The organism is Pseudomonas capsici, assembly GCF_017165765.1.
Classification (GTDB): Bacteria; Pseudomonadota; Gammaproteobacteria; order Pseudomonadales; family Pseudomonadaceae; genus Aquipseudomonas; species Aquipseudomonas capsici.
The window spans coordinates 1-13,274 of record NZ_JAFGZD010000027.1 but is presented as its reverse complement, the minus strand read 5'-3'; the positions used below and the strand labels follow the sequence as shown (position 1 = coordinate 13,274).

Here is a 13,274-nt window from a genome sequence, read left to right as displayed (position 1 = left end):
TAGCCCGACGTAAGAAGCATTTTTTGTTTCGCGTCATTTTTATAAGTGGAGCCTCCCGTGCGCCAGCTATATCTCGCCTTGCTCAGCGTATTTGCCAGCCTCCCCGCGATGGCTGTCAGTTTCCAGACCCGTCTGGAGAGTATCGAGTGGAAGGTCGAAGGGGATCAGTTCGAGTGTCGACTGAGCCAGCCGATTACTGACTTCGGGGTCGGTGAGTTCGTGCGTCGTGCCGGTGAGCAGGCCACATTCCGGCTCAAGCCGTCCTACAACATGCTGGGCAATGGCTCGGCCACTCTGTTGGCTGCGGCTGCGCCCTGGCAGCCGGGACGCGGTGATATCAACCTCGGTTCGGTGCGGGTCAGCAATGGCGAGATTCCTTTCAATAGCTCCGAGGCGCAGGCCGGACGTCTGATCAGTGGCTTGATGGAAGGGCGCACCCCGCTCATTCGTCACAGTAGCCGTGACGGCGGCGGCCCGATGGAGATACGGCTGTTGCCCGTCAGGTTCAGCAAGGCATTCAGCGACTATCAGCTGTGCACGACCAAACTGCTGCCCATGAATTTCGATCAGATCAAGCAGGCCGAAGTGGGCTTTCCCGGCGGCGGCATCGAGCTGGACGCCAAGGCCAAGGCGCGTCTGGACAACATGATTGCGTATCTGCGCGCCGATCCGACGGTCAACCATATCGAACTGGACGGCCATTCGGATAACAGCGGCAACCGTCTGACCAACCGCGACCTGTCCCGGCGTCGTGCGCTGGCGGTGATGGACTATCTGAAAGCCCAGGGTATCCCCGAGCAACAGATTACCCTGCGTTTTCATGGCGAGCGTTATCCACTGGCACCCAACACCAATAATGCCAACCGGGCGCGCAACCGTCGGGTAAATGTGCATCTTGAGCGTGTCCCTCCCGAAGAAAAGCCGGTTCCGGTCGCTTCTTCCGCCAGTGCTGCCCGCACTTCGTAATCCTCTCTTTCCTGTCGCGAGGCTGACATACCCTGTCGCCTCGTCGTCACAAGCTGTCGCGCCCCTGTAAATTTGCTGGTTTGAACGGTAGAATCAGCGGTTTTCCGTACAACCCGGTGGAGTGATGGCATGGCGGACGTAAACAAGGTAGTTCTCGCGTATTCCGGTGGCCTGGATACTTCGGTCATTCTGAAGTGGCTGCAAGATACGTATAACTGCGAAGTGGTGACCTTTACCGCTGACCTGGGTCAGGGTGAAGAGGTCGAGCCGGCACGTGCCAAGGCTCAGGCCATGGGCGTGAAAGAAATCTACATCGACGATCTGCGTGAAGAATTCGTACGTGATTTCGTGTTCCCGATGTTCCGCGCCAACACCGTCTACGAAGGCGAGTACCTGCTGGGTACTTCCATCGCTCGTCCGCTGATCGCCAAACGCCTGATCGAAATCGCCAATGAAACCGGCGCTGACGCCATTTCCCACGGTGCTACCGGTAAAGGTAACGATCAGGTGCGTTTCGAGCTGGGCGCCTATGCCCTCAAGCCTGGCGTCAAAGTGATTGCGCCATGGCGTGAGTGGGACCTGCTTTCGCGTGAAAAGCTGATGGATTATGCCGAGAAGCATGCCATCCCGATCGAGCGTCATGGCAAGAAAAAATCTCCGTACTCGATGGATGCCAACCTGCTGCACATTTCCTATGAAGGCGGCGTGCTGGAAGACACCTGGACCGAGCACGAAGAAGACATGTGGCGCTGGACCAAGTCTCCTGAAGACGCGCCGAACGTTCCGACCTACCTGGAACTGACCTATCGCAACGGCGATATCGTCGCTCTGGACGGTGTCGAGATGACGCCAGCCACCGTACTGGCTACCTTGAACCGTATCGGTGGCGAAAACGGCATCGGTCGTCTGGACATCGTTGAAAACCGTTATGTGGGCATGAAGTCCCGTGGCTGCTATGAGACGCCCGGCGGCACCATCATGCTGCGCGCTCACCGCGCCATCGAGTCGATCACCCTGGATCGTGAAGTCGCTCACCTCAAGGATGAGCTGATGGCCAAGTACGCCAGCCTGATCTACACCGGCTACTGGTGGAGCCCTGAGCGTCTGATGCTGCAGCAGATGATCGATGCGTCCCAGGTTCATGTGAACGGCGTCGTGCGTCTGAAGCTGTACAAGGGCAATGTGATCGTTACCGGTCGCAAGTCCGAAGAGTCGCTGTTCGACGCCAACATTGCTACCTTCGAAGAAGATGGTGGTGCGTACAACCAGGCGGACGCTGCAGGCTTCATCAAGCTCAATGCCCTGCGCATGCGCATTGCCGCGAACAAGGGCCGCAAGTTCTTCTGAACCCGGCTTGATACATGAAATGCAGCCCTTCGGGGCTGCATTTTTATTTGCAGTGCGCAATGCACTGTCATGCCTTCGTTTTTCCGTGCCGATATTCTCCACTGAAGCTCTGTAGATCAGTGCTGCCCCTGGTTGTGCGTGTGGGATAAAGGGAAATCGAACCGGGAGAGGGCGTTTCGGGGCACTGTCATGAGTGGCTTTGCGAGGTCGGTGAGCGGTATCGACACGAAGTCCAGTCGATACCGCGTCGGTTGATCTGTTTGTGGTGAGCGTATTCAGGGTGTGTCACTGTCCCTCTTCTGTTTGAATTCGAAACGGTAGGCTTTGCCGATATTCCAGACTTGCCGCACACTCAGATCAAGTATCTGTGCAATCTCCGGTGCGGTATAACCGAGGCTGGAATAATGCATGGCATGACCGGCCACCACATCATCAATATCTGTCGTGTCGTAATGGGTTTCTTTATTGACCTCTCTTATAGGGCGACTGAATTTTATCTTTACATCATTTTCCTGGGCCAGTTGGCGAATTTCTTTCTTGTTCATTCTCAATGAATATTGCAAGGCGGAAACTCCGGCGCCTTTGGCAACCAGACTTCTGAGTAACTCCAGTTTGGAACTCTTTTCAAGTTCGGCATCCAGAGGCGTTGTATCTTCTGCCACCGAGAGAACTGGCGATTCTGCTGTTTCGCCATCGGGTATCACGGCAATTACACCTCCTTGTGCAACAAACTGTTCGACCGCCTCAGTCAGATCAAGGGGTGTTATATTTTTTGAGGATGAATGAGATGTTTTGTTGTTCATGGTATATCCCTTTTTGAACATGGTTATACGCATGGCCAATTCAAAAGAATTGTCAGGCCCGGTCCGGGCTTGTCAAAGGGAGGGTATTCCTGATCGGCCATGTTCATGTTGCCCGAATCCTTTCGACTCTCTTGATAAGCAGAGTCCATATAAAGCAGTGTTATTCATGGCGTCATTAAAATGACGTCGGTTGTTGGGTCGCTCCAATCTAACTGCACATAGTTGTTGGCAGAAAGTAATGAGTTCGTTGTTAAAAAAGTAACGACTGGTAATAGAATTTGCAAGTAAAAAAACGGTGCGTTACATGAATTGACTTAGTGGGTTTGAAGTGGTCTTACATGCCGCTATCTGCCGTCTGCTAGTTGTGTAGTACGTTTCCTCTTTGGGGCGGCAGGGATGGAAGCGGAATGAAATATAGTATTAGCTACTTGTCGAATGAGCCATTCGTAGAGATGAAGTGTGTAAGGCCTGCCAGAGAAAGGTATGAAACACGGCTGCGGGGAGTATCTATGTATCACTTTTATCGTGGTGATAGCGTAAAGTCAGCATCTTGAATGGTTTTTACGGTACATCGGGCTGCTGGAGGTTTTGCTGTTCCGTAATGTAGGAATATTCTGAGTATTTTGTGCTATCGGTCTTTTCGCCTGGATGTGTATAAGAAAGGTGTATTTATGTGTGTATTTTTTAAACGTTGCGCTGGTATATAACTTCCGGGAGAAAATTCCTGAAGTCAATGATTATGCCTCTTGCTTTCAGGTCTGTAGCGACAGGGCCGGTCGGCGTTCGGAAGGGGCTGTGGCACTGATCATGAGGTCCTGATGTCATTGAGCCCGTATTCGAGAAAGTATCTGGTAGCAGTGTTCGATATTCTTGCTTTTTCGATTTCAGTATTGAAGTAATGGCAAGGAGCTATGGTCATGGCATCTGACCACATTATTACAATTATCAAGGTGGCGTAACCATGGAGGCGATTCGATGTTCATCGGCTATTGTCCGTTTGGGCTCAGAGGCAAAGGACTAATGCTTGACGTTATGGCAATAATTGTTTTACCTGAGTTGCGATGCTCTATCTCAGCACTCCAGACGGTAATAATTTCATCGAATTCCGAAGGGGAGGCTCTATGAAAAATATAAAAAATAATTCGTTAATAGCGAAATTTGTAGGAATTTTCTGTTGTATGTGTGGGAACGGTCTTTGGCTGTTAGTCCGCGAGGGTGAGCGTCATGCAAAGCACTAAACGACTAAGCTATTGTGCTGACTCTGAAAATTCGAATAGCGAAAATTGGACTGCCCATGAATAAAGTGCTGATCGTGGATGATCATCCTGTCATTCGCCTTGCTGTACGCATGCTGATGGAGCGCCATGGCTATGAGGTCATTGCGGAGACGGACAATGGAGTGGATGCGTTGCAACTGGCTCGCGAACACTTGCCGGATATCGTCATTCTGGATATAGGGATTCCCAAGCTCGATGGCCTGGAGGTCATTGCCCGTCTATCTGCAATGACATTGCCATTCAAGGTGCTGATTCTTACTTCACAGGCACCTGGCCATTTTTCCATGCGCTGCATGCAGGCGGGAGCGGCGGGTTATGTCTGCAAGCAACAGGACCTTACCGAATTGCTGAGCGCCATCAAGGCGGTGTTGTCGGGGTACAGCTACTTTCCCAATCAGGCCCTGCATACCGTTCGTTCGAGCATGGGTAATGCCAGCGAGGCCGATATGGTCGATCGCCTCTCGGGGCGCGAGATGATGGTGCTGCAACAGCTGGCCAGAGGGAAAACCAACAAGGAAATTGCCGATGGCATGTTTCTGAGCAATAAAACCGTCAGTACCTACAAGACGCGCCTGTTGCTCAAGCTCAATGCGCACTCGCTGGTCGATCTGATCGAACTTGCCCAGCGCAACGGGCTGGTCTGACCATCATGCCGGTAAGGCACCCTGCGGGCCTGCGCAGTATCGATCAGGCGAGCCCATGTGAAAGCCTCTCCCGATGAGAGGCTTTGAGATCAGGTTTTGCAAGAGGGCGCTTAGAGGTCGAAGTCGTAATCGGCCAGTTGTTTCTGCAAGCGCCGCTCTTCAAGCATGTTATCGATGGTGCGTCGCTTGCTCAGGTTGGTCTTGGCAGGCTCGACCGGTGGTTGCTCGCTTTCGTCCGAATCGACAGCGATGAAATCGTCTTCTACGTCCAATTGCTCTTTGCCAGTACTCATGAAAGTTGACTCCAGGCTTTGGCTGTCGTTGGCGCACCTTATATCGATAATCCCGATGCTGGTAAAAAAGATTTTTTCAATCGATCAGGCATGGGTTCTTCTATTGCTCAATCGTCCGAGGTCTTTTCCTTGTAATCGCACAGGTCCTCGATCCGGCAACTGCCGCAGCGTGGCTTGCGTGCCTGACATACATAGCGGCCATGCAGGATCAGCCAGTGGTGGGCATCGAGCAGGTAGTTGCGCGGGACAAATTTCATGAGCTGCTTTTCCACTTCCACCACGTTCTTGCCCGGCGCAATGCCGGTGCGATTGCTGACGCGGAAAATATGGGTATCGACCGCCATGGCTACCTGACGAAAAGCCGTGTTGAGCACGACATTGGCGGTTTTGCGGCCCACGCCCGGCAATGCTTCCAGGGCTTCACGGGTTTGCGGGACTTCGCCGTTGTGCAGCTCCATCAGCAGTCGGCAGGTTTCAATGACGTTCCTGGCCTTGCTGTTATAGAGCCCGATGGTCTTGATGTACTCGGACAATCCTTCGACGCCCAGCTCATAAATGGCCTGCGGCGTATTGGCCACCGGATACAGTTTTGCCGTGGCCTTGTTGACGCTGACATCGGTTGCCTGTGCCGACAGAATCACCGATATCAACAGCTCGAACGGTGTGGTGTAAGCCAGCTCGGTTTTGGGATCGGGATTGTCTTCGTGGAGCCTGCGGAAGATTTCCAGACGTTTTGCGGCATTCATGAAAGGGGTATTTCCTTGGAAGGTGTCGGCCTGGTCAAGGCATTGTATGCGGCAAGCAGAAGGCCCAGAAGAATGAAGCCGCCGGGTGCCAGAGTTGCCATGTGCAAGGCGGGAGCCGGAAGGCTAATTTGCCACTGGATTGCAGAATTGCCAAACAGCCAGTGGGCATTGCTCAGGATCGTCCAGTTTCCCAGCAGTTCGCGTACGAACCCCAGCGAGAGCATCAGAAGCGCGTATCCACATAAAGCATATCGGCCGATCCGTACGGTCTGGATCTGCAGGCAATGGATGGCCATCAAGGGCAGATAGATTCCCAGAGCCTTGTGCAGGTCGGGAGCCTGAAGCAGCACCCCCGTTTCTGCACAGGTAACCAGCGTGGCAGCAATCAGGGCGCTGGCAAGCCACTTCTGACTGGCACCCAGCAATGGCGCACACAACTTCAACAAGGCTCTGTGCAAGGTTGCGATGGCAGCGAAGACCAGCAGAAAAGCCAGTGCTACGATCAGCGAGTCCGTAACGCCAATCAGCGGCACGAGCAGAATCAGGCTGGGCATGGACAGTTTCATGGTTGGCTCCCCACAAGCAGGGCCTTGTGCTCGTCGAAGTAGCGCAAGGTGTTGTGGATGGCTCCGACAACTGCCCTGGAGGTGATGGTCGCTCCGGCGATCTGATCGAAGGCCCCGTCGTTCAGCGATTTGCCCGAGAACCCCTTCAGCCATTGCGGTTCGGTCACGATGCGGGCACCCATGCCCGGTGTTTCATGCTGTTCGAGCACTTTGATCCCCAGCAGCCTGCCTTCAATCGATACGCCGATCAGCAATTCCACCGGGCCAGCATAGCCTTGGCCCTGGCTATGAAAGATCACTGCACAAGGCTTGCCTTCGCGGCTGGCAAGAAAGGCCGCGCGCACCGAGGTATCGTTTACGGGTAGCCTCAATGGGTGATGCAATGGCTGATTGTCATAACTGCCGACTGCTAGAACGCTCGACCATTCCTGAGCGCGGGCCTCTTCCTGTAGCGCTTGAATACGCGGTTTGGCAGCCTGTTGCAGCGCCATGCCGAGACCGAGCCCCACCCCGGCGATGGCGAGAATGACGACCAGGCCAAGGGGCTTCATGACACCGATTCCGGGGATGAGCGCATGGTCAGCCGCTCCAGGGCTGGCACGCCCAGATTCATCAGCAGCACGGCGAAGGCCACACCATCCGGGTAGCCGCCCCAGGTACGTATTACATAAGTCATCAGACCGATGCCGATCCCGAACAGCAGACGTGCCCTCGGGCTGGAAGGGCCGGATACCGGTTCGGTGGCGATAAAGAAGGCACCCAGCATCGTGGCACCGCTCAGCAGGTGAAAGACGGGGGAGCCATTGGAGTCCGATCCTGAGCCGTTCCAGCACAGCAGACTGATTACGAACAGGCTGGCGAGCATGCCTGCCGGGGCATGCCAGCTGATGATCCGTCGATGTAGCAATAACGCGCCGCCTGCAATAAAGGCCAGATTCACCCATTCCGTGCCGCGACCGCCCATGCTTCCAAATGCCGGGTGAGCGGCGAACAGTTCGTCGATGGTCAGATGGGTGTTGAGGCGCAGTACATCCAGAGCCGTGGCCTGGACCCATGCATCTGGCTGCGGACCTGTACTGAAACCGAAGATCTGTTGCAGGCCACCCATCAGGCTCAGACCATGCGTGGCGGGCCAGTGATTCATCTGCAGGGTAAAGCACACCAGCACAAAGGCATAACCGAGCATGGCCGGGTTGAATGGATTCCTGCCTGCGCCGCCATACAGGTGTTTGCCAAAAATCATCGCAAAGCCACTGGCCAGAGCGGTCAGCCACCACGGGGAATAAGGGGGCAGGGCGAGGGCGAGCAGGGTGGCGCTGACCAGCGCGCTGCCGTCCATCAAGCCTTGGCGCGCAGATTGCCCGCGCAATCGCAGGCAGATGAACTCCACGAGCAGCGCCGTGCCGGCGGCCAGCAACCAGGTGATCATCACGCCCCAGCCGTATAACCAGAGCAGCGTCAGCGCGCCGGGCACCACTGCCAGCAGGACCGTGCCCATGGATTTCTGCAGGTGTTCAGGCGTTTGCATCGGCCAATGCCGCTTCGGCTGCGCTCAAGGCCATTTCAGCGTTTTGCAGCTCTGCAGTCAGGGCGGCGAGCTGTTCTGCCGGAGCCTCTGCTGTTTCGGCTTTCTTCAGTGCGGAGCGGGCCATGGCCAACTGGATCTTGGCGCGTTTTACTCCGCTGTTGTCGACCTTGGCCACGGGCTGCCTGGGTTGTGCGGCGGCAGCAGCAAGCAGTTTTTCCAGCGCCTGCTCGGCGTCCTCGAATTCCCGTTGCAGTTCCACCAGCCGTGCCGCCTGTTCCGCGATGGGCGGATGGCCGAAAGCCTTGAGGGATTTGTTCAGTTGCGCACGGCTCATGGCCAGAGTGATACGAGCTTTTTTCAGTGCTTCGTCTTCCGCCACGGACTTGTCGGCGCGACCGCGTTCGATGACCGAGGTACTTGCCGGTAGCGGCCTCTGCGCCCGAGCCTGGCGCTCTGCCAGGCGCTGTTCCTGTTCGCGATGCAAGCGAGCATTGCGCGACTCGAAGCGATGGCGGGCATGATTGCGTTTCTGTGCACGTGCCTGGAGTTGCTCGGTGCCCGACGCAAGGCCGCCGACAATCGGTGTAACGCTCGCCAGGGGCAGTGGATGCATCTCGATACAGTCCACCGGGCAGGGGGCCACACACAAGTCGCAGCCTGTGCACTCATCGATGATGACCGTATGCATCTGCTTCGCCGCGCCGACAATGGCATCCACCGGGCAAGCCTGGATGCACTTGGTGCAGCCGATGCATTCGGCTTCACGAATGAACGCGACCTGTGCAGGCGCCGAGCCTCGTTCGGTATCCAGCGGCAGGACCGGGATTCGCAGCAACTGCGCCAGTTGTGCAATGGTTTCCTCGCCTCCGGGCGGGCACTTGTTGATAGCCTCGCCACTGGCAATGCCTTCGGCGTAAGGCTTGCAACCGGGATGGCCACACTTGCCGCACTGGGTCTGCGGAAGCAGGGCGTCGATGCGCTGTATCAGATTCATGCCTTGACCAGTCCATTGAAGCCCAGAAAGGCCAGCCCCATGAGCCCGACGCCGATCAACTGGATCGGCAGCCCGCGAAACGGTTGTGGAATATCAGCCGAGCGAACTCTTTGTCCCAGATCATCCAGCAGGCTCAATACCAGCCAGAAACCAAGACCGGCACCCAGAGCCAGCGCCAGCAGATGCACAAGCCCCTGATCAGGTTCGATACCGAGCAGCACCACGCCAGACACGCCAGCATTGGCCAGCAGCAAGGGCCACAGGCCGTCGAAGTCAAGCCGGGGGAACAGTTGCTTGAGCCATATCAGGCCCGGATGCAGCAAAAGCACAATCACCGGCAGAACCACGAACAGCTTCAGGTAGCCCAGACTCAAGGGCATCAGTGCGTAATGCAGGACCAGATAACAGACAAGGCTGCTCGCCAGCATCAAGCAACAGGTAGCGATGCCCAATGCATGCAGGCGATGCCTTGGCAGGGTATGCGTTCGAGTCAGGGAGTCGGCACCCAGCGGTTGCTGCAACACGAAGTTGTTGATCAGGGCAGCACTCAGGAGGGTGTAAATGAAATCGGTCATGATCTTGCCGGATGGCGAGCAGGCTGGTGAGCCTCTTTAACGATAGACAAGGTCGCGGACATACGAAGGCCCGATAGCCACACGGATGCGGCTATCGGGCCCTGGTTCATGTCACTTGATACGCTGACCCGGCTTGGCACCGCTGTCGGGGCTCAGCAGGTAGATTTCTTCTCCACCAGGGCCTGCTGCCATCACCATGCCTTCGGAAATGCCGAAACGCATTTTCCGCGGCTTGAGGTTGGCAATCATCATGGTCAGGCGACCTTCCAGCTTGCTCGGGTCCGGGTAGGCGCTCTTGATGCCCGAGAACACGTTGCGTTGCTCGTCACCGATATCCAGGGTCAGACGCAGAAGCTTGTCGGCACCTTCCACATGTTCGGCCTTGAGAATCAGGGCAACCCGCAGATCGACCGCGGCAAAGGTATCGAAATCGATTTCCGCCGACAGCGGGTCCTTGGTCAGTTCGCCGTTGCCTGTCGGTGCTGCGTCAGTGGAGCTGGCAGCCAGGTCTTCTCTGGACGCGGCGGTCATGGCTTCCACCTTGGCAGGATCGATACGGGTCATCAGCGCCGAGAACGGATTGAGCTGATGGTTGGCCAGCAGCGTCTTGTGATCGTCCCAGGTCAGCGGAGCGACGTTGAGGAATTTTTCGGCATCGGCAGCCAGGGCTGGCAGGACTGGCTTGAGGAAGATCACCAGTTGGCGGAACAGGTTGATACCCAGGGCGCATACGGCCTGGACTTCATCCTGCTTGCCCTCCTGCTTGGCCAGCGACCACGGAGCCTTGTCGGCGATGTAGGCGTTGGCGCGGTCGGCCAGGGCCATGGTTTCACGCATGGCGCGGGCGAAGTCGCGAGCCTCGTAGGCTTCGGCGATGCCGGGTGCTGCTGCCAGGAACGCGTCGGTCAGTTCCGGTGCGGCATTGGCCTCGACCAGAACGCCGCCGTTGCCCTTGTGAATGAAGCCTGCGCAACGGCTGGCGATATTCACCACTTTGCCGATCAGGTCGGAGTTGACCTTCTGCACGAAGTCTTCGAGGTTCAGGTCCAGGTCATCGACGCCACGGCCCAGCTTCGCTGCGTAGTAGTAACGCAGGTACTCGGGCGACAGGTGTTCCAGATAGGTGCGCGCCTTGATGAAGGTGCCACGCGACTTGGACATTTTCTGCCCGTTCACGGTCAGGTAGCCGTGGACATTGATACCGGTCGGCTTGCGCAGGCCGGCACCTTCGAGCATGGCAGGCCAGAACAGGGCGTGGAAGTTGACGATGTCCTTGCCGATGAAGTGGTACAGCTCGGTGGTGGAGTCTTTTTTCCAGTAGGCATCGAAGTCCAGATCCGGGCGGCGTGCGCACAGGTTCTTGAAGCTGGCGATGTAGCCGATGGGCGCATCCAGCCAGACATAGAAGTATTTGCCCGGCTCGTCCGGGATCTCGAAGCCGAAATACGGCGCGTCACGGGAGATGTCCCACTGCTGCAGGCCGCTGTCGAGCCATTCGGCGATCTTGTTGGCCACGGCGTCTTGCAGGGTGCCGCTGCGGGTCCAGCTCTTGAGCATGTCCTCGAAGGCTGGCAGGTCGAAGAAGAAGTGCTTGGAGTCCTTGAGAACAGGCGTTGCGCCGGAAATCGCCGATTTCGGATCTTTCAGGTCGGTCGGTGCGTAGGTTGCGCCGCATTTTTCGCAGTTGTCGCCGTACTGATCCTCGGTACCGCATTTCGGACAGGTGCCCTTGATAAAGCGGTCGGCCAGGAACATTTTCTTTTCCGGGTCGAAGTATTGAGTGATCGAGCGCGTGGCAATGTGCCCGGCATCCCGCAGGCGGGTGTAGATCATGCTCGACAGCTCACGGTTTTCTTCGGCGTGAGTCGAGTGGAAGTTGTCGAAGTCCACCAGGAAGTCGGCAAAATCGGCGCTGTGTTCGGCCTTGACGTTGTCGATCAGTTGTTCCGGGGTGATGCCTTCCTTTTCTGCGCGCAGCATGATGGCCGAGCCATGGGCGTCGTCAGCGCAGACGTAGGTGCACTGGTTGCCGCGATGCTTCTGGAAACGCACCCACATGTCGGTCTGGATGTACTCGAGCATGTGGCCAAGGTGGATGGAACCATTGGCATAGGGCAGGGCGCTGGTAACGAGAATCTTGCGTGGCTCGGACATGGGGCTCGGCTACTTGAACTGGAACGGAGGTCGGCCACTATAAAGGGCTGAGCGATTTTTTTCACCTCGCAACGGGTCTTCGCAGTGAAACCATGTCGGCCTTCGACATAACGGGTAGGATAGCCGCCTGTTTTAGTCAGTCTCTTTTCGGAGTAAGCCCATGAGCGCAGTCAATCGCGCAGCGGTGGAGACGATTCTTCGCCAATACACCGACCCTTACATGAACCAGGACCCGGTCAGTGCCGGTTGCGTTCGATCCATTGAGATTCAGGGCGCACAAGTCAGCGTGCAGCTTGAGCTGGGCTATGCCGCAGAACTGTTCCGCAAGGGCTGGGCGCAGGTATTGCAGACCGCAATCGAAGGCCTCGACGGCGTCGCCTCGGCCAAGGTCGATATCCGCACGGTCATTCATCCTCACAAGGCCCAGTCGCAGGTTCCCGGTCTGGCCAATGTGAAGAACATCGTTGCCGTGGCTTCGGGCAAGGGCGGGGTCGGCAAGTCCACCACCGCCGCCAACCTGGCGCTGGCCCTTTCCCGTGAAGGTGCGCGGGTCGGCATTCTGGATGCGGATATCTATGGTCCGAGCCAGGGCGTGATGTTCGGGATTCCCGAAGGCACGCGACCGCGCATCAAGGATCAGAAGTGGTTCGTGCCTATCGAGGCGCATGGCGTCGAAGTCATGTCCATGGCTTTCCTGACCGATGACAACACGCCTATGGTCTGGCGCGGTCCGATGGTGTCCGGTGCCTTGCTGCAACTGGTTACCCAGACGGCCTGGAATGATCTGGATTATCTGGTCATCGACATGCCGCCCGGGACGGGCGATATCCAGCTGACCCTGGCGCAGAAAGTCCCGGTTGCCGGCTCCGTGATTGTCACGACACCTCAGGACCTGGCCTTGCTGGATGCGAAGAAAGGCGTCGAGATGTTCCGCAAGGTCAATATTCCGGTATTGGGCGTCGTGGAAAACATGGCGGTGCATATCTGCTCGAACTGCGGACATGCCGAGCATCTGTTCGGTGAGGGCGGCGGTGAAAAGCTGGCTTCGCAATATGACGTCGAACTGCTGGCTTCGCTGCCATTGTCGATGCTGATCCGCGAACAGGCCGATGGCGGCAAGCCGACGGCGATTGCCGAGCCGGAAAGCCAGATTGCGATGGTGTATCAGGAGCTGGCGCGGCATGTGGGTGCCCGGATCGTGTTGCAGGAAGCGGCAAGCCCGGCGATGCCGACCATTTCGGTCAGTGATGATTGAGCGGGAGAGCTGCAAGCTTTGAGCGGCAAGCTTCAAGTCAAAAGCTTGTAGCTTGTAGCTTGTAGCTTGTAGCTTGTAGCTTGTAGCTTGTAGCTTGTAGCTTGTAGCTTGTAGCTTGTAGCTTGT

The 13,274-nt window shown here is 56.7% G+C and carries 13 protein-coding genes; 4 read left to right on the top strand and 9 right to left on the bottom strand.

Annotated features, from left to right (window positions below):
* Positions 1-57 precede the first annotated feature (57 nt).
* Positions 58-966 (top strand): OmpA family protein, encoded by a 909-nt coding sequence (locus tag JSY17_RS23705; RefSeq protein WP_117166041.1) that lies wholly within the window; start codon positions 58-60, stop codon positions 964-966.
* 129 nt (positions 967-1,095) lie between these two features.
* The gene (locus JSY17_RS23700) at positions 1,096-2,313 is read left to right on the top strand and encodes an argininosuccinate synthase (RefSeq protein ID WP_117166042.1); all 1,218 of its coding nucleotides are present in this window, start codon (positions 1,096-1,098) and stop codon (positions 2,311-2,313) included.
* Positions 2,314-2,588: 275 nt separating this feature from the next.
* On the opposite strand, the gene JSY17_RS23695 is transcribed toward JSY17_RS23700, so the two are convergent.
* A complete protein-coding gene (locus JSY17_RS23695; protein WP_232849619.1) occupies positions 2,589-3,116 on the bottom strand; it encodes a hypothetical protein in 528 nt (175 codons plus the stop codon).
* A gap of 1,294 nt (positions 3,117-4,410) precedes the next feature.
* Here JSY17_RS23695 and JSY17_RS23690 point away from each other — a divergent pair.
* Positions 4,411-5,037: a response regulator transcription factor gene (locus JSY17_RS23690; RefSeq protein ID WP_025261490.1), complete on the top strand. Its 627-nt coding sequence runs from the start codon at positions 4,411-4,413 to the stop codon at positions 5,035-5,037.
* 110 nt (positions 5,038-5,147) lie between these two features.
* On the opposite strand, the gene JSY17_RS23685 is transcribed toward JSY17_RS23690, so the two are convergent.
* From JSY17_RS23685 to metG, 8 genes are all read right to left on the bottom strand, one after another.
* Positions 5,148-5,330, bottom strand: a complete 183-nt coding sequence (locus tag JSY17_RS23685; protein WP_025261489.1) for a PA3496 family putative envelope integrity protein — start codon at positions 5,328-5,330, stop codon at positions 5,148-5,150.
* A gap of 107 nt (positions 5,331-5,437) precedes the next feature.
* A complete protein-coding gene (nth, locus tag JSY17_RS23680; RefSeq protein ID WP_117166044.1) occupies positions 5,438-6,076 on the bottom strand; it encodes an endonuclease III in 639 nt (212 codons plus the stop codon).
* Entirely contained in the window at positions 6,073-6,642 is a 570-nt protein-coding gene (locus JSY17_RS23675; protein WP_206402634.1) for an Rnf-Nqr domain containing protein, read from the bottom strand. The genes nth and JSY17_RS23675 overlap by 4 nt, the downstream gene beginning before the upstream one ends.
* The gene (locus JSY17_RS23670) at positions 6,639-7,193 is read right to left on the bottom strand and encodes an RnfABCDGE type electron transport complex subunit G (RefSeq protein WP_201015376.1); all 555 of its coding nucleotides are present in this window, start codon (positions 7,191-7,193) and stop codon (positions 6,639-6,641) included. The genes JSY17_RS23675 and JSY17_RS23670 overlap by 4 nt, the downstream gene beginning before the upstream one ends.
* Positions 7,190-8,170, bottom strand: coding sequence for an RnfABCDGE type electron transport complex subunit D (locus JSY17_RS23665; protein WP_206402635.1), 981 nt, complete (start codon positions 8,168-8,170; stop codon positions 7,190-7,192). Before JSY17_RS23665 ends, JSY17_RS23670 begins: the two co-directional genes overlap by 4 nt.
* Positions 8,157-9,164 (bottom strand): electron transport complex subunit RsxB, encoded by a 1,008-nt coding sequence (rsxB, locus tag JSY17_RS23660; RefSeq protein ID WP_122370852.1) that lies wholly within the window; start codon positions 9,162-9,164, stop codon positions 8,157-8,159. The genes JSY17_RS23665 and rsxB overlap by 14 nt, the downstream gene beginning before the upstream one ends.
* Entirely contained in the window at positions 9,161-9,739 is a 579-nt protein-coding gene (locus JSY17_RS23655; protein WP_206402637.1) for an Rnf-Nqr domain containing protein, read from the bottom strand. The genes rsxB and JSY17_RS23655 overlap by 4 nt, the downstream gene beginning before the upstream one ends.
* Positions 9,740-9,850: 111 nt before the next feature.
* On the bottom strand, positions 9,851-11,893 hold the full coding sequence (gene metG / locus JSY17_RS23650; RefSeq protein ID WP_122370850.1) for a methionine--tRNA ligase: 2,043 nt from the start codon (positions 11,891-11,893) through the stop codon (positions 9,851-9,853).
* A gap of 160 nt (positions 11,894-12,053) precedes the next feature.
* On the opposite strand from metG, the gene apbC reads away from it, so the two are divergent.
* Positions 12,054-13,148 carry an iron-sulfur cluster carrier protein ApbC gene (gene apbC / locus JSY17_RS23645; RefSeq protein WP_117184522.1) on the top strand — a complete coding sequence of 365 codons (1,095 nt, stop codon included), beginning with the start codon at positions 12,054-12,056 and terminating at the stop codon, positions 13,146-13,148.
* Positions 13,149-13,274: the final 126 nt, after the last annotated feature.